The sequence below is a fragment of the uncultured Marinobacter sp. genome (assembly GCF_947488835.1).
In the GTDB taxonomy this organism is placed as follows: Bacteria; Pseudomonadota; Gammaproteobacteria; order Pseudomonadales; family Oleiphilaceae; genus Marinobacter.
This window is the reverse complement of record NZ_CANLBK010000003.1, coordinates 424589-448911: the sequence shown is the minus strand read 5'-3', so window position 1 is coordinate 448911 and position 24323 is coordinate 424589. Positions and strand designations below refer to the sequence as shown.

20 protein-coding genes are annotated in these 24323 nt (G+C 53.3%); 2 read left to right on the top strand and 18 right to left on the bottom strand.

The window, feature by feature from the left end; genetic code table 11:
• Positions 1-8: 8 nt before the first annotated feature.
• The 13 genes from Q0824_RS13450 to Q0824_RS13390 form a co-directional block, all read right to left on the bottom strand.
• Positions 9-545 carry a F0F1 ATP synthase subunit delta gene (locus tag Q0824_RS13450; protein WP_298451557.1) on the bottom strand — a complete coding sequence of 179 codons (537 nt, stop codon included), beginning with the start codon at positions 543-545 and terminating at the stop codon, positions 9-11.
• A gap of 11 nt (positions 546-556) precedes the next feature.
• The gene (locus Q0824_RS13445; protein ID WP_200201633.1) at positions 557-1027 is read right to left on the bottom strand and encodes a F0F1 ATP synthase subunit B; all 471 of its coding nucleotides are present in this window, start codon (positions 1025-1027) and stop codon (positions 557-559) included.
• Positions 1028-1122: 95 nt separating this feature from the next.
• Positions 1123-1350 carry a F0F1 ATP synthase subunit C gene (gene atpE, locus Q0824_RS13440; RefSeq protein WP_014873137.1) on the bottom strand — a complete coding sequence of 76 codons (228 nt, stop codon included), beginning with the start codon at positions 1348-1350 and terminating at the stop codon, positions 1123-1125.
• A 53-nt stretch (positions 1351-1403) separates the two neighbouring features.
• On the bottom strand, positions 1404-2255 hold the full coding sequence (gene atpB, locus Q0824_RS13435; RefSeq protein WP_298451537.1) for a F0F1 ATP synthase subunit A: 852 nt from the start codon (positions 2253-2255) through the stop codon (positions 1404-1406).
• Between the two features lie 15 nt (positions 2256-2270).
• Positions 2271-2663, bottom strand: a complete 393-nt coding sequence (locus Q0824_RS13430) for an ATP synthase subunit I (RefSeq protein ID WP_298451534.1) — start codon at positions 2661-2663, stop codon at positions 2271-2273.
• Between the two features lie 202 nt (positions 2664-2865).
• Positions 2866-3741: a ParB/RepB/Spo0J family partition protein gene (locus tag Q0824_RS13425; RefSeq protein ID WP_298451695.1), complete on the bottom strand. Its 876-nt coding sequence runs from the start codon at positions 3739-3741 to the stop codon at positions 2866-2868.
• Between the two features lie 66 nt (positions 3742-3807).
• Positions 3808-4602: an AAA family ATPase gene (locus Q0824_RS13420; RefSeq protein WP_298451532.1), complete on the bottom strand. Its 795-nt coding sequence runs from the start codon at positions 4600-4602 to the stop codon at positions 3808-3810.
• A gap of 71 nt (positions 4603-4673) precedes the next feature.
• Positions 4674-5309, bottom strand: a complete 636-nt coding sequence (gene rsmG, locus Q0824_RS13415; RefSeq protein WP_298451528.1) for a 16S rRNA (guanine(527)-N(7))-methyltransferase RsmG — start codon at positions 5307-5309, stop codon at positions 4674-4676.
• Between the two features lie 8 nt (positions 5310-5317).
• A complete protein-coding gene (gene mnmG / locus Q0824_RS13410) occupies positions 5318-7204 on the bottom strand; it encodes a tRNA uridine-5-carboxymethylaminomethyl(34) synthesis enzyme MnmG (protein WP_298451524.1) in 1887 nt (628 codons plus the stop codon).
• Positions 7205-7560: 356 nt separating this feature from the next.
• The gene (locus Q0824_RS13405; protein ID WP_298451520.1) at positions 7561-8841 is read right to left on the bottom strand and encodes an MFS transporter; all 1281 of its coding nucleotides are present in this window, start codon (positions 8839-8841) and stop codon (positions 7561-7563) included.
• A gap of 38 nt (positions 8842-8879) precedes the next feature.
• Positions 8880-11993, bottom strand: a complete 3114-nt coding sequence (locus Q0824_RS13400) for an efflux RND transporter permease subunit (RefSeq protein WP_298451517.1) — start codon at positions 11991-11993, stop codon at positions 8880-8882.
• 3 nt (positions 11994-11996) lie between these two features.
• Positions 11997-13091: an efflux RND transporter periplasmic adaptor subunit gene (locus Q0824_RS13395; protein WP_298451515.1), complete on the bottom strand. Its 1095-nt coding sequence runs from the start codon at positions 13089-13091 to the stop codon at positions 11997-11999.
• A gap of 37 nt (positions 13092-13128) precedes the next feature.
• Complete coding sequence (locus Q0824_RS13390; protein WP_366521664.1) at positions 13129-13515, bottom strand: DUF3833 family protein; 387 nt, start codon at positions 13513-13515, stop codon at positions 13129-13131.
• Positions 13516-13860: 345 nt separating this feature from the next.
• On the opposite strand from Q0824_RS13390, the gene Q0824_RS13385 reads away from it, so the two are divergent.
• Positions 13861-15681 (top strand): acyl-CoA dehydrogenase C-terminal domain-containing protein, encoded by a 1821-nt coding sequence (locus tag Q0824_RS13385; RefSeq protein ID WP_298451510.1) that lies wholly within the window; start codon positions 13861-13863, stop codon positions 15679-15681.
• A gap of 139 nt (positions 15682-15820) precedes the next feature.
• Here the strand turns inward: Q0824_RS13385 and Q0824_RS13380 are convergent, their stop codons facing one another.
• Both Q0824_RS13380 and Q0824_RS13375 read right to left on the bottom strand, forming a co-directional pair.
• Positions 15821-16576 carry a transporter substrate-binding domain-containing protein gene (locus Q0824_RS13380; protein WP_298451506.1) on the bottom strand — a complete coding sequence of 252 codons (756 nt, stop codon included), beginning with the start codon at positions 16574-16576 and terminating at the stop codon, positions 15821-15823.
• Between the two features lie 201 nt (positions 16577-16777).
• Positions 16778-18886, bottom strand: coding sequence for a TonB-dependent receptor (locus tag Q0824_RS13375; protein ID WP_298451503.1), 2109 nt, complete (start codon positions 18884-18886; stop codon positions 16778-16780).
• Positions 18887-19050: 164 nt separating this feature from the next.
• On the opposite strand from Q0824_RS13375, the gene Q0824_RS13370 reads away from it, so the two are divergent.
• A complete protein-coding gene (locus Q0824_RS13370) occupies positions 19051-19509 on the top strand; it encodes a YchJ family protein (RefSeq protein ID WP_298451501.1) in 459 nt (152 codons plus the stop codon).
• A gap of 45 nt (positions 19510-19554) precedes the next feature.
• On the opposite strand, the gene Q0824_RS13365 is transcribed toward Q0824_RS13370, so the two are convergent.
• The 3 genes from Q0824_RS13365 to yidC all read right to left on the bottom strand — a co-directional run bounded on the left by Q0824_RS13365 (position 19555) and on the right by yidC (position 24321).
• Positions 19555-21021 (bottom strand): aldehyde dehydrogenase family protein, encoded by a 1467-nt coding sequence (locus Q0824_RS13365; protein ID WP_298451498.1) that lies wholly within the window; start codon positions 21019-21021, stop codon positions 19555-19557.
• A 97-nt stretch (positions 21022-21118) separates the two neighbouring features.
• Positions 21119-22507, bottom strand: a complete 1389-nt coding sequence (gene mnmE, locus Q0824_RS13360) for a tRNA uridine-5-carboxymethylaminomethyl(34) synthesis GTPase MnmE (RefSeq protein WP_298451495.1) — start codon at positions 22505-22507, stop codon at positions 21119-21121.
• Positions 22508-22599: 92 nt separating this feature from the next.
• Positions 22600-24321, bottom strand: a complete 1722-nt coding sequence (gene yidC, locus Q0824_RS13355) for a membrane protein insertase YidC (protein ID WP_298451492.1) — start codon at positions 24319-24321, stop codon at positions 22600-22602.
• Positions 24322-24323 lie beyond the last annotated feature (2 nt).

The window sequence follows — 24323 nt, the reverse complement described above, 5'->3', positions numbered from 1 at the left end:
TGCTGAAATCAGGAGCCCAGAGCTTTAGCCATTTTGGCCAGCTTGCCACGGACTGAAGCGTCAATAACCAGATCGCCGGTATTTACCACCACACCGCCGATCAAAGAACGATCAACAGCGGTTTCCAGGGCGACTTTACGCTCCAGTTTCCTGGACAATGCTTCTGCCAGCTTTTGCTGCTCTTCCGGAGTCATTTCAAACGCAGTACTTACCTTCATATTTACCGTGCGCTCAAGTTCTGCGCGGTAGAAGGTGAACAGGGTTGAAATTTCCGGCAGCAACGCCAGGCGCTTGTTTTCAGCAAGAATCAACAGGAAGTTTCTGAGCGCTTCGGGCATCTGTTCTTCAGCAGTATCGAAAAACAGCTCTGCCTTGCGTTGCTCAGACAGGCCAGGATTGGCCAGAATTTTCTTCACAGCGCCGTCAGCTGCCAGCAAACCAACAAGAGCAAGAGCCTGATCCCAGGATCCTACGGCATCTTGCTCTTTTGCGGCATCAAAAACGGCTTTGGCGTAGGGCCGGGCTAACGTAGTCAGTTCTGCCATGGGACCCTCGCTTAGAGTTGTGCTGCCAGCTTGTCCAGCATCTCGCTGTGAGCTTTGGCATCGACAGAGGTTTCCAGAATCTTCTCGGCACCGGCAATGGCAAGCAATGCCACTTCTGTTCTGAGTGCGTCGCGAGCCTGAACACGCTCCTGTTGAATTTCCGCTCGGGCTTGCTCAATGAGCTTTTCGCCTTCTTTGCGGGCATCGTCTTTGGACGCTTCCACAATCTGAGCGGCACGCTTGTTGGCCTGATCAATTAGAACGGAAGCTTCTTCTTTGGCTTGCTGCATTTGCTGGGCGGCTTTTTCCTGAGCTAGCTCAAGATCCAGTGAAGCCCGGTCAGCAGCGGAAAGACCATCAGCAATCTTCTTCTGGCGCGCTTGCATGGCAGCCGTAATCGGCGGCCAAACATACTTCACGCAGAACCAGACGAAAATAGCGAAGGCAATCGATTGCCCTATCAACGTAAGGTTTATATTCACGGCAATATACCTCTTGCTATTCGTTGCGTGCTGGAGACCAAAAAACCGGGCGCTAGGCTCTGATTACCAGAGCAGCGCCCGCATTATTGGGCTAATTAGCCAGCAACAACGAAGATCAGGTACATCGCGATACCAACACCGATCATTGGAACGGCGTCCAGCAGACCAGCCATGATGAAGGTTTTAACCTGCAGCTGGTTAGCCATTTCTGGCTGACGGGCTGTAGCTTCAAGCAGTTTTCCGCCCAGAATACCAAAGCCGATACCGGTGGCCAGTGCGCCCATACCGATGATGATCGCTGCTGCAATAAATACCATTTCCATTGAGAACTCCTCAGTTTTTCAGATAGTTAAGGGTTTGCTTTTTAACGGGTAAATCAGTGATCTTCGTGCGCCGCTGCAAGATAAACAATTGTCAGCATGGTGAAAATAAATGCCTGCAACGGAATTACCAGAATATGGAAAATCGCCCAAGGCAGGTTCAGTGTCCACTGCGCCCAGAAAGGCAGCAATGCGATCAGGATAAACACAACTTCGCCAGCGTACATGTTACCGAACAAACGCAGTGCCAGACTGATAGGCTTCACTATCAGAACCAGAACTTCCAACACCAGGTTAACAGGGATCAGCGCCCAGTGATTGAAGGGTTGCATACCCAGCTCTTTGGCGAAACCGGTAATGCCTTTTACTTTCAGGCTATAAAAGATGATCAGCAGGAAAACGCCAATGGAAATACCAAAGGTGGCGTTGGGATCAGTAGTTGGAACAATCTTGAAGTACTCAAGACCCATGGCTGAAGCCAGCATTGGCACGTAGTCCACCGGGATGAACTTGAGCATGTTCATCAACAGAATCCACACGAAAATAGTCAGCGCCAGTGGCGCAATCAGCGGATTGCGGGCATGAAAGCCGTCTTTTACCAGGTTCTCGATGAATTCAACGGTGACTTCCACCAGATTCTGCAATGCACCGGGTACGCCGGTAGTAACGCGCGTTGCCACATAGCGGAAAAGCCCAAGGAACAGGAGCCCCATTGCGATGGACCAGCCCAAGGTGTCCACGTGGACGGCCATGAAGCCCATATCGGAGGCTTCCTGCGCGGTACGGGCGAAGGTCCAGGCGGACTCGCTCATCACGCTGCCATCAAATCGCTCATAGCCCGCTTCAAGCTTGCCATAGGTGAGATTCTGGAGGTGGTGCTTAATATACTCTACTGGGGTATCAGCCATTCTGCTCTCGTCCCATCATCGCCGTGTTGTTGGTCGTACCAGCCAGCGCAACGCGCCACCTGCCATAACCATCACAGCAAAAGTGAATAACAGAGCCGGTACGTATACCGGCTCCATTAAAGTGAAAACGGCCGCGAAAAAAATTGCGGTAAGGGCGATTTTGGTGGTTTCCGCCCGAAAAAAATTTCCCACCATCAGGTGTGCGTTACGAGCACCCTGGTATCGATAAACCCGATATGCAAACCAGGTATTTGGCACTAAAAATATAAGACCGCCTACAAAAGCGGAATAAGCTGCCAAGGGGCTATGCAATAACCACAACACGCTAAAAAGGCTCAACCAGCTAAACTCAATGGCCAGCCAACGAGCTAAAGGAACTTGGGTGATTCGAGATTGCCGAGATTTCATATCACCACCATTCCAATCGCGCGAAATTATATGTTTTAAGCACTAGTTGTTCAACCAGACTCTGAACGAAATCTGACTGAATTTTCAACACATAGGGCTTAAGAAGGGGCATTTACCACACAATTTGTGGCTTTTGTGCGTCACGGTAACGACATCTGGTGTTTGTAGGTCTTTGGGCCTACACGCTGTTTTTTATTCACGATTAGCGGATATGGCCAAGAATACCGTCCAACTCATCGAGCGAGCTGTATTCTATGACCAGTTTGCCTTTGCCACGCTGGCCATGGGCAATAGATACTTTTGCTCCCAGGCGCTCTGCAAGATCATCCTGCAGGGCACGAATATTGGGATCAATGGCGCCCTGTTTTGCGGGTTTTCCAGCAACGGATTCCTGCTGCATCCGGCGAACCAGAGCTTCTGTCTGGCGCACTGACAGAGATTTAGCGACAACCTGTTTGGCCACCTGCATCTGCTGTTCCGGCGTAAGTGTCAGCATGGCCCGACCGTGGCCCATTTCCAGATCGCCATGTTCCAGCATCAAACGCACATCTTCGGTTAACCCAATCAGGCGCAGAAGATTGGTGATGGTGGAGCGGGACTTACCCACAGCTTCCGCCACCTGGGCCTGGGTCAGGCCAAATTCATCCTGCAAGCGCTGGAGCGCGAAGGCTTCTTCTATAGGATTGAGGTTTTCGCGCTGAATGTTCTCGATGAGCGCCATGGCGATGGCTGCCTCATCAGGAACATCCCGGATGATGGCGGGTATGCTATCCAACTCTGCCATTTGAGTGGCCCGCCAGCGGCGCTCACCGGCAATCAACTCATAGCGGCCTTCCGCAATGGGACGAATAACAACCGGTTGCATCACGCCTTGCTGGCGAATGGAGTCCGCCAGCTCCTGCAGGGCAGCCGGATCCATGTCGCGACGTGGCTGAAAACGACCGCGCTGGATCAGATCGATAGGAACCTGTCGCAACTCGCCGTCGTGATCTTTCAGTTCCTGGTCCAGGTTAACCCTGGAACCGGCCAGCAGGGCTCCCAGCCCGCGCTCGCCCAATCCTCGTTTCTTCGCCGCCATGGTGTCAGTCATTCTTCCCGTTAAATAGTCGTTGTGCTTCTTTATTAAAAGAGACGAGCCGCTATGTTACACCGCAACCGGAGCCGATGTCTTTTTCACCCCGTGGCGACGCACCATTTCACCGGCCAGCGCAAGGTAGGCAATCGCACCCTTGGAGGTTTTGTCATACTTTAATGCGGGCATGCCATAGCTGGGCGCTTCCGCAAGACGCACGTTACGGGGAATTACCGCACGGTACACCTTGTCTCCGAAATACTCGGTAAGCTGGCCAGATACATCCAGCGTGAGGCTGTTCCGGGGGTCATACATGGTTCTGAGGATGCCTTCGATCTCCAGATTCGGGTTCACCGTTTCCTTGATCTGCTCTACGGTATTCATCAGTGCAGCCAGGCCTTCCAGAGCGTAATACTCACACTGCATGGGGATAAGCACTGAGTCCGCTGCAGACAGCGCATTCACCGTTAACAGGCTCAGTGAGGGCGGGCAATCGATCAGAATGTAATCGTAGTTGTCTCGAATGCCATTGATGGCAAGCCTGAGCCGATGCTCCCGGCCAATCTCGTTCATCAGCTCAACTTCAGCGGCGGTCAGATCACCGTTGGATGGCATGATGTCAAAACCGGAGGCTTCTGCCGGAATAATCACTTCGGCGGCGGTCGCGCGCTTGGTAAGCAAGTCGTAGCCTGAGAGTTCCAGTGAGCTCTTGTCGACACCACTGCCCATGGTGGCATTGCCCTGGGGATCCATATCCACCAGCAGAACCCGGCGCCTGGTGGCGGCCAATGAGGCTGCAAGATTGACGCAGGTAGTGGTTTTGCCCACACCACCTTTTTGATTGGTCACTGCAATCACGCGCGCCATGTCTCGCCTCCTTGTTAATGAATACCGCTGCCAAATACCGTTGCGAGTACTGGGGTTATTCTTTAATGGAACTACTCTGCCCGACCCAGCACCAACAGGTGTCTTTCGCCACCAGCACCGGGAACACTCAGGGAATGTCTGGATGATACCTGCCAACCCGCAGGAAGGGCAGCCACCTCATCATCCGGATACTGTCCTTTCATGGCAAGAAAGCTGCCATTATTCGCCAACAGCTCGCCACACCAGGCCACCAGATTATCCAATGCGGTAAATGCCCGGCTGCTGATCTGGCTAAATGGCTGCTCTGGCAGGCAATCTTCAGCACGGCCATGGATAACATCCACGTTTTTGAGCCCCAGCTCCAGCACACACTGATTCAGAAAGCGGGTTTTCTTGCCGTTGCTATCCAGCAGGGCGAAACGCGTTTCTGGCAGCACGATGGCCAGAGGGATACCCGGCAAGCCGCCGCCAGCACCCACATCGAGAAGATGTTCCGTGGTTACCCAAGGCAGAATACTGAGGCTGTCGAGCAACTGGCGGGAAACCATCTCCCCTTCGTTGCGCACAGCCGTGAGGTTGTATGCCTTGTTCCACTTGTTGAGCAGAGCAAGAAATGCCAACAATTGTTGTTGCTTGTCGTCATCGAGGGAAAGCTGCATTTGCGCCAGCCCTTCCCGGAGTTGGCGCTGCCAGAGTGTTTGAGTCATGGCAGGGTTCAGGCGCTCTGCTTGCGCAGAAGCTCGCGCTTTTTCAGATTTACCAATATCTGCGAGATCGCAGCTGGCGTGACACCCTGAATTCGCGAGGCTTGTGCAACGGTTTCCGGGCGCACTTCTTTCAGCTTCTGCTTGATCTCGTTCGACAAGCCGCCGATTACATCGTAATCCAGATCAATAGGCAGCGCCGTGTTCTCATTCCGGCGCAAACGCTCAATTTCGTCAGTCTGGCGCGAAATATAGCCTTCGTACTTGATCTCGATTTCCACCTGCTCAGCCACAACCGGATCTTCTGCTTGCGCAGCCCCGATTTCAGCCACATGACTGTACACAATTTCCGGGCGACGAAGTAACTCAGCCAAGGTGTGATCCCGGGTCATGGGTTGTTTGAGAAATTCATTGGCGCGATCACCCGCTTCGGTTGCAGGGTGTATGCGGGTGCTTTCCAAACGTTTGCGCTCTGTCGCAATGGCTTCAAACTTGGTATTGAATTTTTGCCAACGCTCGTCGTTTACCAGTCCCAGCTTGCGGCCCGTCTCGGTGAGGCGCAGATCGGCGTTGTCTTCGCGCAGGATGAGGCGGTATTCCGCGCGGCTGGTAAACATGCGGTAAGGCTCTTTGGTACCCATGGTGATCAGATCGTCCACCAGCACCCCGAGATAGGCTTCATCGCGGCGCGGATACCACTCGCTCTTTTCCTGCGCCCGCAAGGCAGCGTTAATGCCGGCCAGCAAACCCTGGGCACCCGCTTCTTCATAACCAGTAGTACCGTTGATCTGGCCGGCGAAATAGAGCCCCTGAATGAACTTGGTTTCCAGAGTGTGGCGCAGATCCTGCGGATTCAGATAATCGTACTCAATGGCGTAACCAGGCCGCGTGATATGGGCGTTTTCGAAACCTGGAATCGAACGCACAGCCGCCAGCTGGATATCAAACGGCAAACTGGTGGATATGCCATTCGGATACAGTTCGTTGGTGGTCAGGCCTTCTGGCTCTACAAATATTTGATGCGAGTCTTTGTCGGCAAAGCGGTTGACCTTGTCTTCGATCGATGGGCAATAGCGCGGCCCAACGCCTTCAATGTTGCCGGCAAACATAGGCGAACGATCAAAGCCGCTGCGTATAATGTCGTGGGTTTGCTCGGTGGTGCGGGTAACGTAGCAGCACACCTGTTCCGGATGCTGATCCCGGCTGCCAATAAACGACATCACCGGCGCAGGGTTATCGCCCCACTGCTCCTGCATCACGGAGAAATCGACACTGCGGGCATCAATACGTGGCGGCGTGCCGGTTTTCAGGCGGCCTACGTTAAATGGCAGCTCTCGCAACCGTTGAGCCAACGCGTTGGCTGGCGCATCGCCGGCACGTCCGCCGGAATGCTGCTGCATGCCAATGTGAATAACGCCGCCGAGGAAGGTGCCTGTTGTCAGTACGACGGTTTTAGCGTTAAACCGGATACCCGTCTGGGTCACGACGCCGGTTACCTGATCGTTTTCCACAATCAGATCATCCGCAGCCTGCTGAAACAGGGTGAGATTAGGCTCGCTTTCGAGAGTATGGCGAATGGCGGCCTTGTACAGCACACGGTCTGCCTGGGCACGGGTAGCCCGCACTGCCGGACCTTTTCGGCTGTTAAGCACCCGGAACTGTATGCCTGCCAGATCGGTTGCCTGGGCCATGGCGCCGCCAAGGGCGTCAATTTCCTTAACCAGATGGCTTTTGCCAATGCCCCCAATGGCCGGGTTGCAGGACATCTGCCCAAGGGTTTCAATGTTGTGGGTCAGCAGCAGGGTTTGCGAGCCCATACGTGCGGCCGCAAGCGCGGCTTCGGTACCGGCATGGCCACCACCAATGACAATTACATCGAAACGGGTCGGAAAATCCACAGCTCACCTCGGAAATCGGGGGATAAAAACAGGGCCGGGAGTATAACGTTTCACCCGGAAAAATGCAGTCAGAATGTGCAAATTTTAACCAGAAACACCTGAAAGCGAAAGCCATTGGGTCGCTGTCACCGGATAAAACACATGCTTCAGGCTTCCTGCCATGCAGGGATAAACCTAAATCATCGGGTTTTCATAGGCTTGGGGAGCTCTCCTCAAAAAGTTTTCAATAAAGTTATCCACAATTCTGTCGCTTATCAAGCATCCCGCATTGACAACTAAACTGTTGTTTTAAATCGCATTAAAAAAATATATTCAGGGCTTGTCCGCAGCTTATCCAACTATTTATCCACAGCTCTCTATCCTGCTCGTCGCCGCAAACGCCACACCGCTATGAGCACAAGCCCGTTGACCAGTGAGAGCAACAGAAAGAAGCCCGGAATACCCACTTCGAGAAGTCCGAGTACAATAATGCCTGTGAGTGCGCTTACAACCATGAACAGCGCATTTATTACATTCAGTGCTGCAATGATTCGCGCTCGTTTATTTTCCGGGGTTTCATACTGGATAAACGCGTAGAGGGGCACGATAAACAAGCCACCGCACACTCCTATGCCCACCAGATCAGCCAATACCCGGATGTAAGCTGGATCTGTCACCAATGTCCACCAGGTGGAGGGCTCCAGGCTTGCCGGTACCGCAAAGAACAGATCTACCCCAAAAAGGGTCAACCCAAGAGCGCCCCAAGGAATAGGGGTCAAAGTGATTCGGTGCCGTGTAAGGCGCTCACACATCATCGAGCCGATTGAGATGCCCACGATAAACATGGTCAGAAGAAGCGTGACCACGGTTTCGTCACCCTGAAGGTTACTCACCGCGAAATTGGGAAACTGGGTGAGATAGGCTGCACCAAGAAACCAGAACCAGGAGATGGCGAGAATCGCCCAGAGCACCGGCTTACGCTCGGCGGCCACACCCATCAGGTGCCAGGTTTCCAACACCGGGCGGAAGCGCACCGCCTGCGCATTAAGGGTTACCCCGGTGTCTGGCACCTGTCTTGCGGCGATATAGCCTAAAACTGCCATCACCAAAATGCTCGCAGCCGTGAGTTTTGCCGCGCCCTCAAGCCCCATCAGCAAGCCGGCGGCTATGGTGCCGAGCAAAATGGCAACAAACGTGCCCATGCTCACAAGGCCATTGCCACCTACCAGCTCATCTTCCCCAAGCACCTGGGGCAAAATGGCGTACTTCACCGGCCCGAAAAACGTAGATTGGGTGCCCATCAGGAACAACAGCACCAACAGCCCTTCGTACCAACCAAGCCAGAGTGCCGAGGTAGCCAAAGCCATAATGCCTATTTCGGCCAGTTTTACCTTGCGGATAATGGCCGCTTTCTCATAACGATCCGCCATCTGCCCGGCAATGCCGGAAAACAGGAAAAACGGCAGGATAAACAGAAACGCAGCCAGGTTGATTACCGTGTTCACCGACAAGCCCATCAAACCTGTGGTCTGATAGGCAATCAGCAACAAAAGCGCGTTTTTATAGAGGTTGTCGTTGAACGCTCCGGAAAACTGGGTGAGATAAAGCGGCAAAAATCGCCGCTGTCCCAGTAAACGGAACTGGCTGGGTATGGCCATAAAACCTTCCGGGTTGCAGGGTCACACCAGCCCGTTCATTAATCTGACGAACTGGCTTGGGATATCGAGGCCTGGCGCTCCAGCTCATGTTCAATCGCATTGGCGGATTTGGCAAAGCCGGCCAGCAGATTGTATAGCACCGGGATGATAAACAACGTAAGCGTGGTCGCAAAAATCAGCCCGCCAAGAATCACCATACCAATCGCTGCCCTGCTCTCAGCACCCGCGCCTGTTGCAATAACCAGAGGCACCGCGCCAAAGACCGTGGAGATGGTCGTCATCAGCACGGGCCGGAAGCGCAGGGACGCGCCCGCCAGAATTGCGTCTTTTACCGCGTAGCCTTCGTCTCGCAGCTGGTTGGCAAACTCCACAATCAATATGCCATTTTTAGACATAAGGCCCAGCAACATAATAATCCCTATCTGGCTGTATATGTTCAAACTGATGCCGCTCCACCACAGTGCCAACAGTGCGCCAGTCACGGCCAATGGCACCGGAAGCATGATAATCAGCGGGTGAATCCAGCTTTCAAACTGGGCTGCCAACACTAAAAACACGATGATGAAGGCCAGGCCGAAGGTGACATAAATCGCCGAGGACGATTCCTGAAACTCCCGGCTCAAGCCCTGGTAACTCAACCGGGCTTCTGACGGCAAGGTGTCCACCGCAAGGGTGTTCAGATAGGTTAATGCCGAGCCAAGGTCGTAGCCATCTGCCAGAGATCCGCTGATCACCACCGCCGGCAGGCGATCTATGCGGCGAAGATCGGGGTTTGCCCCTTTCTCTGCAATTGAAACCAGTGCTTGCAGTGGAATCAGGTCGCCACCTTCTCTCGGGCGCAGGAATATCTGGCCCAGATCTGACGGTGTCGCGCGGCTGGCATCATTTGCCTGCATGATGACATCGTACTCGCGGCCACGTTCCAGATAGGTGGTGACCTTCCGGGAAGCGAGCATGGTTTGCAGTGTAAGGCCCACATCCTCAATGGTAATGTCCAGATCTGCCGCGCGCTCGCGGTCAATGGCAACGCTGAGTTCCGGCCGGGTGAGCTCAAAGTCTGTTTGCAAGTTCAGCAGGTTGGGATTGTCTTTGGCTCGCTCTACCAGTTCATCACTCCAGGCCTGCACGGATTCATAGTCCGGTCCGGCAACTACAAACTCTACTGGCTGACTGAAACCACGCTGCCCCAATCCTGGCGGATTGATCGCCACCATGCGAATACCGGAAATATCAGCAAATTTTTTCCGTATTTCGTTGGTCACCTGCTGCTGCTTGATCTCCCGCTCATCCCAGGGGGCCAACCCCATAATTATGAACGCGCTGTCTTCCCGCTCGCGAAAGCCGACAATAGACAGCATGCGGCTGGCAGGCCCCTCTTTTAGAAAAGGCATAAGCTTTTCTTCGGCCTGTTTTACATAGTGATCGGTGTATTGAACCGTGGCTCCCCGAGGCGCACTGGCGGGCATTATAATCGTGCCTCTATCCTCGATTGGTGCCAATTCCTGAGGCAGCTTCGGGTATATCACAACCGCCACAACCAGCCCCACCAAACCAATGCCCAGCACCAAGCCTGCTTGGTTAAGTGAAAACCTCAGCAGCCGTTCGTATCCACTGGTGAGTCCGCTCAGAACTTTCTCGATGACCGCCCAGAAACCACGCCCCTCGCCACTTTTCGGGCTGGGTTTTAGCCACTTGGAGCAAAGCATGGGTGCGAGAGTCAGCGCCACCAGGCTGGACACCACCACTGCCGCCGCCAGAGTGAAGCCAAACTCCGCAAACAGTCGGCCTATGTTGCCGCCCATAAACGATATGGGCACAAACACCGCCACCAGAGTGAGGGTGGTGGCAATCACCGCAAAGGCTACCTGCCTGGCACCACGATAAGCGGCCAGAAGTGGAGGCTCGCCTTTATCAATTCGGCGCTGGATGTTTTCCAGCATTACTATCGCGTCGTCCACCACCAGGCCGATGGCGAGTATGACCGCCAGCAAGGTGAGTACGTTGATGGAAAAGCCCAGAAAGCCGAGGCCGATAAAGGCACCGATTACCGCTACCGGAATGGTCACGGCGGGAATCAGGGTGGCGCGCCAGGAGCGCAGGAACAGGAATATCACCAGGATTACCAACGACACGGCAATCGCCAAGGTAATCATTACCTCGCGAATGGAGGCACGAATGAAAATGGATTCGTCATAGCTTTCAGTGATGCTTATTTCCGGTGGCAGGGTTTCCCGTATTTTATCCAGCTCACCCCGAACAGCATCGGATACTGCCACGGTATTGGCCTTGGACTGGCGAATAATACCCATACCAATGGCCGTTTGGCCGTTGGCCCGCAAGCGCCCGATATCGGATTCCACACCCATAACCACATTGGCGACTTCGCCCAGGCGCAGCAGCTGGTTGCCATCCCGGCGAATCACCAGCTCACGGAACTCTTCGACCGTTTCCAGCCTGCCTTCTGCCCGCACGGTAAAGTTACGAGTGGAAGAATCCACAGAACCTGCGGGTAGTTCTACGTTGTTGGCGCGCAACGCCCGCTCAACTTCGGCCACGGTTATATCGCGAGCCGCCAGGCGTTCCCGGTCGAGCCACACGCGAATGGCATAGCGGCGCTCACCACCAATTCGCACATCGGCGACGCCATCCACCACCGCCAATCTATCTGCCAGAACCCGGTCGGCATAGTCGCTCATCTGGGCTGAATCCCAGTCATCGCTGCGCAGGGTTACCCACATCATGGGGCGGGCATCGGAATCCGCTTTGCGCACCACGGGCGGATCGGCTTCATCCGGTAACTGGTTGTTCACCCTCGAAATAGCATCGCGAACATCGTTAGCTGCAATGTCCACATCCCGACTGGAGGAAAACTCGATCGTGGTATAGGACCCGCCCTGACGGGTGGATGACTGGATAGAGCGAATCCCTTCTATGCCGCTGATGGCACCTTCGATTATCTGAGTGATCTGAGTATCAACCACCTCCGCGGCCGCACCCGTATAGCTGGTGGAAACAGACACCACGGGTGGATCAATGTCAGGATATTCGCGCACGGGTAGGCCAAACAAGGCAGCCAGACCAAACACGACAATCAACAGGCTGAGAACCGTGGCAAACACCGGGCGTTTGATGGAAATATCGGAAAGAATCACGGCTTACGACTCCACAGAAAGGGTAAACCGGTTTTCGGGAATCGCGTTTTCATCATCGATCACCCGGATACGTTCACCACTGCTAAGCCGGTCTTGCCCTGTCACCACCACCGAATCATCTGCTGCTAGCCCCTCCGCAATTTCCACACGCCCGGGCATGCGTGAGCCCAGCGTTACCGGCACACGCCGGGCAACACCGTCTTCTGCCACAAACACATACTGTTCAGCACCACGGACCATAACCGCTTGCTCCGGGATAACCAGAGCCTGGCGTTCGCGCAGTGTCAGGCTAACGGACATAAACTGGCCGGGGCGCAACCGCCCCTCCGTGTTATCAATCAGGGCGCGAACCGGTAACGAACGGCTGAGCTCATCAATGCGGGAACCCAATTCAACTAGTTCACCACTGAATACCTGATCAGGGTAAGCCGGGGAGCTGCCTTGTACCTTCTGGCCTGGATTGATCTGGCCAAGAAAGCGCTCGGGGATGGAGAAATTCAGCTCCATGGGGGATGTAGCGTCCAGCGTGGTTATGGTGGTACCTGCGGTAATATAGGCGCCGATACTGATATCACTCAAGCCTGCCACGCCCGAGAACGGGGCTTCAATGCGATGGTTTTCAAGCCTGACCTGAGCCGCGGTACGCTGAGCTTCAGACACCTCTACGGCGGTTCTCAACTCATCCACGAAGGACTGGGAAATACTGTTGTTGTCTCGCAGACTTTTGGCTCTTTCGTATTTACGCCGAGCGTCTGCCAACTGGGCTTCAATAACACCCAGATCCGCCCTCGCCTGTCGATCATCAAGCCGCAGCAGCAGGTCGCCCTGCTTTATCGGGCGGCCAGACTTCAAATTGATTCCTACCACACGGCCGCTGGTTTCAGTGGTCAGGTTCACCTCATTGACTGCATTCAAGCTACCAACTGCCCTGATCTCATCCCGCACCGTATCCGTTGCGGGCACCACGATATTCACGGCACTCGCAGGCCGCTCACGAGCAACCTGCGCCTCAGCCGATTCATCCATGCTGCGATAAACGAAAGCAGCACCCAGTGCTAATACGACCAGTAGCAAACCGATCAGCCATTGTTTCAACATAAAGTCTCTCAGCAGACAGACCGGCTTTCGCCGGGTTTTATTTTTTCTGTATCACAAGCACAAGTTCACCGACATCAACCCCCCATTTGCTCATGGTGGTCTGGTTGATCAAGGTGTCGGGCGTTATCAGATACATCCAGTCGTCCATTCGTACATCCAGGGTTCCATCGCCATAAGCTATTCGTAGCACATAGTTCATGTGAATGGTGTTACCACGCCAGCGCATGGTTCCCGGCTCCGCCACATCGCCAGCGTCATTCCAGGATGCCGAGATATCCGCATCAAAGGTGCGAATCACCTCCCCGGACATGTCCTTGACCACACCACGGGCGCTAAGTTCACCGTTAAAGAACACTTCCGGAATGAGCTTGGGCCCGCGTTCTGCATAATCTGTAAGTGCAGGGCCAGAGCAGCCCCCGAGCATTGCCAAAACCGCGATCAACACGAGTATAGAGTGCCGCCCAGCATTGGGTATCACAGAACACAGATTTTGCACGTTTTTTACACTGTTCATATAGCTCTCCAGAAAGCTTTTTAACTCAGAATTACGATCGGGTTTAACGCGTTCGTACCCGATACTTGAATACGCCCGAGGAGAGTTCTTCGATCAGCGGATGGCCCGTCAAAAACCTCTGAACTGTCTTTGCTGACACCGTCATGAGCGCTTTTCGTCAATGGATTCCGTAGCACTATGCCGTAAAACTGCAGGCAACTTGGCGGTGAATAAACCCCGCTAGAAGACTTTCAGACCCAGTACAGAGGATTGATTATGCCGGTTTACAAGGCGCCCTTGCGTGACATGAAGTTTCTGCTGAATGAAGTGTTTGATTACCCAAAGCACTACGCCACATTGGCCAGCGGAGAGAACGCAACTCCGGATATCGTGGACGCTATCCTCACCGAGTGCGCGCGCTTCAGCGAAGAACAGCTAAGCCCCCTATACCAGCCGGGGGATGAAGAAGGCTGTACGCTTAAAGATGGCGAGGTAACCACTCCGAAGGGCTACAAAGAAGCTTACGATCACTATGTGATGGGTGGCTGGCAGGGGCTTTCTGCCCCGGAAGAATACGGCGGCCAAGGCCTGCCTGCTTCCATGGGCCTGCTGAAGCAGGAAATGATGGGCACAGCGAACTGGTCGTTCTCCATGTACCCGGGCTTGTCGATGGGTGCCATGAACACAATATTTTTGCACGGCTCTGACGATCAGAAAGACACCTACCTGCTGCCTATGACAGAGGGCCGCTGGGCCGGCACCATGTGCCTGACCGAGCCCCAATGCGGTACGGATCTGGGCCAGGTAAAAACCAAAGCTGAACCACAGGCTGATGGTAGCTACAAGGTTACCGGCACCAAGATCTTTATCTCCTCCGGTGACCACGATCTTACCGAGAACATTATCCACATTGTTCTGGCTCGTCTGCCGGGCGCGCCCAAAGGAACCCGCGGCATCAGTCTGTTCATTGTGCCCAAGTTCGTGCCCACCGCCGAAGGTGGAGTAGGTGAGCGCAACGCCGTAGTTTGTGGCAGCCTCGAGAAAAAAATGGGCATCAAGGCCTCTGCGACCTGCGTTATGAATTTTGATGACGCAACCGGCTACCTGATCGGCCCCGAGAACGAAGGCCTGGAGTGCATGTTCACCTTTATGAACACGGCTCGTATCGGTACCGCAATTCAAGGTGTGGGGCCCGCTGAACTATCGTATCAATGGGCTCTGGACTACGCCAAAGAGCGCCGCTCCATGCGTGCGCTTTCTGGCAAGAAAGACCCCGAACAGGTGGCAGACAGCCTGATTCACCACGCCGATGTGCGCCGTATGCTGCTGACCCAAAAAGCCATTGCTGAAGGTGGCCGCGCCATGTTGTATGACGCCGCTCGCCTGGCAGACCATATGGTTGAAGGCCATTCCGCCGGAGATGCAGAGAAAGCCGCCAAATACGATGACAAACTGGGCTTTTTGACTCCGATTCTGAAAGGCTTCCTGACCGAACTGGGCAACGAAGCGGCTAACCTGGGAATGCAGGTATTTGGCGGCCACGGTTACATTCGTGAACACGGCATGGAACAGATTGCCCGGGATACTCGGATTGCCACCTTGTATGAAGGCACCACCGGTATTCAGGCGCTGGATCTGCTGGGCCGCAAGGTACTGCTGACCACCAAAGGCGGTGCGGTTCGTGAGTTCACCGCCCGGATTGCCAACTTTGCCCGTAAGCATTTGACCGACAGCCGTGTGCGCCCATTTGCGGTAGAGCTGCTCAAACTTACTGCTCAGTGGAACTTGCTCACCCTGCGGATCATGTTTGCCGCGCGCAAGGACCGGGATGTGGTTAGCTCGGCTTCTTACGATTTTCTGATGTACAGCGGCTATGTGACCATGGCCTATATGTGGCTACGCCAGGCTGTGGCTGCCGCAGATCGTCTGGACAACGGGGGCGACGATTCCGAAGCTTTCTACAATGCCAAACTGGCCACCGCCGAGTTCTATTTCGAACGGTTGCTACCCAGGGCCCAAACCCATGCCACAAGCATGTTGAGCCCGAGCCGTAACCTGATGCAGATCGATCCGGAGAACATGGCATTTACCGGCTAAGCCCGGATAAAGAGCCACAATTGGCTATCCCGGGGCGCCACAATAACCTGTAGTCTTCTTGAATCCGGGAGTAGGGGGAGGCTGGAAAAAAGGGGGAACCAACTCCCCCTTCAAACAACGTGCTATTAACAGATCAGACTTAAAGGCCGTATTTAGTCTCAATAGCCTCGTACATGCCGCTGCTCCTGATCTTGTTGAGACCTTCCTGCAGTTTTCGCATGATCTCTTCAGATGTACCCAGATTCATAGCCAGATACAATTCAGTTTCGTTAAACGAAAATACTGGCTGAAGCCCTTCCACATCTTGCTGAGAAGCAAAGTATGGCCCTGCCAAGCGGTCGGCAATCCACAAATCTACCTGGCCAAGTTCAAGACGCTTCGGGTTAATATCATCGCTCTCCATGGCGGATACTTCATACCCACGATCAAGCAAATACGTGGTCATGACATCATTACGATACCCGGCGTAAAGCATGCCTTTGGTGTCTTCCAGCTTATCAATCTTCAGGTTAGCTCCACTGGCCGCAAAGATCGTCCAAAGATTTTTAGTCAGCGGTCCTACCCACTTGAACCTGTTCTCGCGCTCTTCAGTAAACGTTGTACAGAAAATCCCATGGTTCGACTTATCCAATGCCCGGTTGTAGCCATAATCCCAATTACGTAATTTGATCACGTAATCCAAATCTGTGTTTTTCAGTATGGCCTTAACCATTTCAGTACAAATGCCATCGATTTCAGTTGCATTGTGCTCAAAAGCCCGGCCCGAGGAGCTCATGTTATAGGGGGGGAAGTTCTCCGTGTACAGATACAACTTGTCCGATGCATAAGCCAACTCCGACGCCATGCTTCCTATGACCGCAATCACCAGCGCGACGCAACGAATACGTTTAAACACAGATACTCTCCTTTTTATCTTGGATAATCTTACAAAGAGCTCAAGCACAGATGGAACCCGACTATTCGGAAGCTTACCGCAATGTTCATCACTATTTTAGAAGGAATATGTGTGTTTTCGTAAAACAAAAAATGCTACCGGCAATACTGCCGATAGCAAAACCGATAACCATCAAATTTTAGAATCCACCGGGCAAGGGTGTCAGAATGAGTAGGTGGCAGACACCCAGAGACGCCGACCTTCTTCAGAATTGGCGTAGAGGTTTCCATAGCTGGCGTCGTTATCGTAAGCCCGATACTCAATAAAATCCTCATCCAACAGGTTATAGATGGTGGCGCTGAAACCAAGGTTGTCAGTCGCCTGATACTGGCCACCCAGATGCACCAGGGTAACGGCTTTGAAGTCGCCCAGATCGGCATAGGAAGCAGCCCCGCGAATTCTGTCTCGGGCTCGGTAGCGCTCGCTTTCATACTGGGCCTTCACAAAAGTCGACCAGCGGAGCGACGGCGTCCAGCGCAAGGAAAGGTTTGCCATATGCTTGGGTGTATCGGTAAGTGGCTCGCCTTTGTTCTCCCCAGATTTCTGCTCACTGTCGGTGTACGTGTAATTCGCACTTAGGCGCCAAGCCTGTGCGAACGGCACGGAGCCCTGCAGTTCCACGCCCTGGGTAATGGCTTCATCAATGTTGATGTCCTGCCCAAAAACATCCGCTAGAGGCCAGTTACCCTTATCCACACAGCCAGGACGGTTCGGATCTTGTGCATAACTGCAGTTCAACTGATCCGGACCTTCTGAAATTTTGTCTGTGAATTCGTTGTAGAACACCGTTGCGCCAACCCGATAGCCTGCTGGCTTTTCGTAGATCACGGCCAGTTCTGAAGATGTGGATTTCTCCGGTTTCAAATCCGGGTTTCCAAATAACGGAATAGTACCCTGCCCGGTAAAACCGATAACTCCGGGCGCCAACTGCTCGAGGCCTGGTGTTTTATAGCCACGGCTTACACCACCTTTAACGGTCATATCAGGGGTAGAGTTCCAAACAAGGTAGGCTCGCGGGCTGAACTGGCCGCCGAAAGAATCGTGGTTGTCGTACCGGCCACCCAGTGTAAGTGCAAGATCATCCGCCAGAAACCATTCGTCCTCAACAAACAAGGCTTGAGTTTTCTGCTTGAACTCTTCACTGGCCACGCCATCAATCATTCGTGCGTCTAACCACTGGCCACCAACGGTCACCACATGATTGGCCAAAGGCATCACCAGCTTACTGTCGACCACACGGTTTTCCGCCTTCAACTCCCGGTCCGAACCTGGTGTTTTCCCCGGTACTCCATTGGGTATCACTCGCCCGCCGGTTTCCGTTACGTTTCTCATGATGCTCGTTTCCAAGGTGCCAATGTCGAAACGCCCGGTGTGGCCAACTGCAAACTGATCGCGATCAAACTCCAGCTCCGGGCCGTAACCCTGTGGCCCCAAGGTTCCTAACTGACCCTCAGAGTTGTCGTAGTCCTGCCGGCTGCTTTCAATATCCACCCATAGATCGTTGGATTCATCCGGCGTCACGGTGAAGCGGCCGCCAACCGTATATTGTTCAGATTCCACTGGGCTGGGCCCACGGGTGCTGACTTCGATCGGATCACCGTTGAGATCCAGAAATTCCAGGGTAGATTCATCCCGCTCGAACCAACGGCCACGCAGCTGCATGCCTATAAGGTTATCTACAAGAGGGCCCGTGGTGTAGGCGCTATAGGCCCGGCTGTTGCCGAAGTCGCTATCCTGATTGAGGGTCGTTTCTGCTGTGAGAGAGGTAACCCATTCCGGGCTGACTTTACGGGTGATGATGTTTATAACGCCCCCCATAGCATCTGAGCCATAAAGAGTGGACATGGGCCCACGCACCACTTCTATACGTTCGATAGCGGCCGGCGGCGGTAGAAAACTGGTTGCCGATTGACCAAAACCATTTGGGGTTACGTTGCCGGCGGTGTTCTGTCGTCGCCCATCAATCAGGATCAGGGTATATTCTGCCGGCATTCCTCGCATACGGATGTCAAAACCGCCGGTCTTACCTACAGAACCACTAACATCCAGGCCTTCCACATCATCCAGAATATCGGTGAGGCTGAACGCTTGTTTGCTGCGGATCTCTTCACCGGAAATAACAGTAATACTGGCAGGCGCAGCAGACTGGGTCTGTTCAAAGCCAGAGGCAGTTACCACCATTTCACTCAGCTCCACGGGCTGCGCTTGTGCAGCCGTATTGAAAACAAGCGCGCTGCAGGCCGCGCCCATGGCTATCCGATAAAACAACATACCATCCGTCCTTTTGGTCCATATCCGAAAGATGCGAATGATATTACTTCTCGTTTACATATGGCAATAGATATCATTAAACTGTTTTAAACGAAATGAAATCAGCTCCGGATCAGGCTGGTATACTGGTTCGCATTAGCTTCACGCACAAAAGTTATCACCTTATGCCTGATCATACCGCTATCCTATATTGTCCCTGTGGCAGCCAGCGCACCTATGCGGATTGCTGCCAGCGTTACCACGAGGGCGCCACTGCCCTCACTCCTGAGGCGCTTATGCGCTCGCGCTTCACCGGCTTTGTATTGAAGCTTGAAGACTACATCCGCGCCAGCTGGCACTACAGCACTCGACCAACGGCGATGGATCTGGACGAGTCGCCAGATTGGGTAACTTTGCGAATTCTTGGTAGCGGAGAAACGGGCAACACCGGCCAGGTGTACTTTCAGGCGATTTATCGCATGGGATCTGGTTGGGGGTATTTGCAGGAAAACTCGGAGTTTGTGCGGGAGGATGGGCGTTGGTACTACCTGAAAGGCCAACCACAGGAAGGTGTTTTGAAACCCGGTCGCAATGAATCCTGCCCCTGTGGAAGCGGCAGGAAGTTCAAAGCGTGTTGCATCTAGGGATAACGAACCCTTACAGCCGGGTCTGTCACGTCACGAGCTTGATCAAAACGGATATTGTCTCGGAGTTTTCTGCACGCTCACCCACTGAACTGTGGAAAACTCTTCGATGGCCCAGTCGCCGTTGAAACGGCCCAGACCCGAGTTTTTCTCACCGCCAAAGGGCATGTGTGCTTCATCGTTTACCGGCATATCGTTCACATGAGCCATGCCTGCTCTGATCTTGCGAGCAAACGCCAGTCCCCTGTAGAGATCGCCGGAAAACACGGCACTGGAGAGACCAAATTCCGTGCTGTTAGCGAGTTCAAGAGCGTGTTGTTCGTCCCGGGCTTTCTGGATACCCACGATCGGCCCGAAAATCTCATCACTACTGATCTCCATATCGGCCGTTACGCCACCAAAAACGTGCGGTGGAACCACTTGCCCATCAATGTTGCCTTCAAGGAGTACTTTTGCGCCCTGCTCTTTGGCTTTCGTAATTTTCTGTTGCAAACTTTCAAGCTGGGATTTATTGATGATCGGACCAATGGCTGTTTCCATCGCAGAGGGATCACCAACGTCCAGCTTGCTGGCGTGTGCGACAAAGCCTTCCACAAAGCGGTCGTAAACCTTGGTATCGACAATAATCCGGTTGATAGCCATGCAAATCTGGCCTTGATGCAGAAACTTACCAAATATCGCTGCTTTCACCGCCTGTTCGACGTCTGCATCGTCAAGCACTACAAAGGGACTGTTGCCCCCCAGTTCCAGAGCGACTTTTTTCAGATAGCGCCCACCAGTCGCGATCTTGCCGATTTTCTTACCGACCGGCGTAGAGCCGGTAAATGAAATCAGGGAAGGAATGGGATGAGCGACGAAATCGTCACCAATGGCCGATCCAGGGCCAATCACCACGCTCAGCAAACCTGCGGGCAAGCCCGCTTCTTCAAAGATGCGGGCCAGAAGTAAACCACCCGTGATTGGTGTATCACTCGCGGGTTTGATCACCACCGCATTACCAAGAGCAATAGCAGGTGCGACAGACCGTTGTGAAAGGTGCAAAGGAAAGTTCCAGGGGCTGATTACGCCTACAACACCTAACGGCCTGCGATACGCGAAGTTGTCTTTTCCCGGAATATCGCTGCCCATGGTGGCACCCTGAGCCCTCGCTGGCATACTGGCCGCTTCCAGAGTGATTCCCCGGGCACTGCCCCATTCGATGTTGGCTTTTAATCGTGTACTTCCGGATTCTTGTATCAGCCAGTCAATAATCTCATCTTTACGTTCGTCAAAGATCGACACCGCCCGCAACAACAAAGCAGAGCGCTCCCCTGGCGGCGTGTCCGCCCAGGCTAGCTGAGCTTCTGCAGCTTTATGGTATGTCGCATCAAGATCAGAAGAGGTCGCCGACCGGATCGAGAGCAAGGTTTCGCCCGAATAGGGGTTTATGACAGAGCGGGATTCATCGCCGCTACCCTCACGCCATTCCCCTGCCAGCAGTTGCAGATGAAGATTCTGGTAGCTCTCAGACATGAGTTCGACCTCGCTGTTTATTCCGAATGTTCGATAGTAGTGTATCGATTTATCAGCAGCATGCGACGAATCTAGTGGTATTTACTGCGGATTTGGCTCACTTTCCGATGCAAAAGGATCCAAAGATTTTACCCAACAACTCATCCGGCGTAATTTGCCCGGTGATTTCCCCAAGCGCATCCTGAGCGGCTCTTAAATCCTCGGCTAGCAATTCCCCGGCACCATAACCTTCCAGTTGGGCTTGCCCTTGTATGAGGAAGTCTTTGGCGCGTTCAAGCGCATCCAGGTGCCTGCGTCGGGCAAGGAAGCCACCTTCTGTGGTGCTGGCGAAGCCCATACATTGCTTGAGGTGATCCCTCAGTACGTCCAATCCTTCAGTTGACTTGGCTGCCAAGCGAATCACTGGTTTATCGCCGTTGGATACCTCTGAAATACCTATGCTCTCACCACTCAGATCCACCTTGTTCCGGATTACTGTTACCGGTGCAGCAGCGGGTAATTGATCGATAAAATCCGGCCAAATTTCGTGGGGTGTGGTTTTATCCGTGGTGGTGGCATCCACCATGAGCAGAATACGGTCTGCCTGGCGTATCTCCTCCCAGGCACGGGCAATACCGATTTGTTCCACTTCATCCGGGCTGTCTCGCAGGCCAGCCGTGTCGATAATATGCAGAGGCATACCATCAATATGAATATGTTCCCTAAGCACGTCTCGGGTGGTGCCTTCAATGGCGGTGACAATCGCTGCTTCCCGACCGGCAAGAGCATTCAGCAGGCTGGATTTCCCGGCATTAGGGCGTCCTGCAATGACGACCTTCATGCCATCGCGGAGAATCGTACCCTGTTGGGCTTCACCCAGAATACCCTCAAGTTGTTCCAGCAACGTCTGCAGGTCGCTGCCCACTTTGCCATCAGCCAAAAAGTCGATTTCCTCTTCCGGAAAATCGATGGCGGCTTCTACATAAATTCGTAGATGGGTAACGGCTTCAACCAGCGTTTCGATACTCCGGGAAAATACACCTTGCATGGATCTCACCGCGCAGCGCGCAGCTTGCTCGGAACTGCTTTCAATAAGATCCGCAATGGCTTCGGCCTGGGCCAGATCAAGCTTGTCGTTAAGAAACGCTCGCTCAGAGAATTCACCAGGGCGTGCCAGCCTGGCTCCGTGACGGCAAACTTCCCGCAATAACAAATCCAGAATTATGGTGCCACCATGCCCCTGCAATTCAAAAACATCTTCACCAGTGAACGAATTAGGGTTCGGGAAAAATAGCCCGATACCCTCATCAATAAGGTCACTGTTCTGATCCAGAAAGCCCCCGTAGTGGGCGTATCTGGGCTTTGGAGTGTAACCCAGCATCTTTGTAGCAATAGGCTTTGCCAGAGGGCCGGATACTCGAACGATCCCCACACCAGCCTGGCCGGGTGCGGTGGCTATGGCTGCAATGGTGTCGGGAGTATGGGAGGTGCTAGCGCTCTGGTTCATGAATCATGCCTCTTACACACTATTTTGTGCATTCCTGAAACAGTAAAGGCCCCGTCACGGAGCCTTTACTGAACAATCAATCGGTCAAAGCGTCAGTGCTTTTTAGTGGCCATTTCCGCTTCAATCTTGCGGGTAATGTACCACTGCTGGCTGATCGACAGAATGTTGTTTACCAACCAGTAGAGTACCAGACCCGCCGGGAACCACAGGAAGAAGATGGTAAATACTATCGGCATCAACTTCATGATCTTCGCCTGCATAGGATCTGGAGGCGTTGGGTTCAGGCTCATCTGCAACATCATGCTGGCGCCCATCAGGATCGGCAGGATGAAGTAAGGGTCCATAACCGAGAGATCGTGAATCCACAACATGAACGGCGCATGGCGCAGCTGTACACTTTCAAACAGCACCCAGTACAGGGAGATAAACACCGGCATTTGAACCAGAATTGGCAGGCAACCACCCAGCGGGTTGATCTTTTCCTTCTTGTACAGCGCCATCATTTCCTGCGACATGCGCTGGCGATCATCGCCGTACAGTTCTTTCAGGCGGGTAAGCTGAGGTGCAACTGCTCGCATACGCCCCATTGAACGATAGCTGGTTGCAGATAGTTTGAAGAACACAGCTTTAACCAGAACTGTCAGCAGAATAATGGATACACCCCAGTTACCCACCCAGCTGTGGAACCATTCCATGATGATGAACAGAGGCAAGGAGATGAAGAACAGCCAACCGAAGTCGACAGTACGATCGAGGCTGGGCGCAACGGCTTCAAGACGGTCGATAATCTTCGGCCCTACATAAGCACTGGCGCCAATTTCTGTTGTTTCACCAGGTGCGACTGTTGTTGCCGGGTATACGAAACCCATTACATGCAGTGAGCCACGGCGAGTAGTCTGGAATTGTGCAGGTTGATCGCGCTCAGGTACCCATGCAGCAAGGAAGTAGTGCTGCAGAAAAGCCATCCAGCCGTTGGTAACCGTCTCATTTATACGTTTGTCTTCCAGGTCACCAAAATCATACTTTTCATAAGGATCTTCAGGTGAACTGGTAACCAATCCTAGAAATGCCTTAATGCCCATGCTGGGGCCAGACGTGGGATCTGGTGACTGGTCACGAACGATCTTGCCAGTAAAGTTACCCTGCCAGTTTTCACTGGAACGGTTATCAATCAAATAACGAACGCCAATTTCATAGCTGTCACGGGCGAACTGGTAACGCTTGGTGATCTGAACACCGTTATCCATGGTGTGAACAAGGTTCACGATCAGTTCGTTTTCACCTTCTGCCAGTTCATAACTGGTTGCATCTGTGCTGTAGACAGGGGCTTGGCCATTTTTGGCACTATCTGGTCCATTCTGGCCAATCAGTCCGCTTTCGAGCACATAAAACCGATTTTCAGTGTTATTCAGAAGCGTGAGAGGCTCGCTACCTTCGAGAGATTTGTTATAGGCAAGTAGGGAGCTTTTGACGAGATTACCGCTAACACGGTCAACAACCAGATCCAGTACATCGGTGCGGATCGTGATGTATTGATCACTTACGTTCACACCTGAAGTAGCAGCACTTGATACGGATTGGCCAGTTTCCGGTGTTGTAAATTCTTCATTCGCACCATTTGAGGCTGTGGTTCCCTGAGACGCATCACCTGGAAGAACCATCGCATCCGCAGAACTGTTATCTGCTTGAATACGCCCAGATTCAGCAACTTGTTCAGTAGGAACTGGCTGGTGATAATCTTCGTTCCAGGCAAGTACCATCAGATAACTGACAATAGCCAGGCCGGCAAATAATACGACGCGTTGAATATCCATAG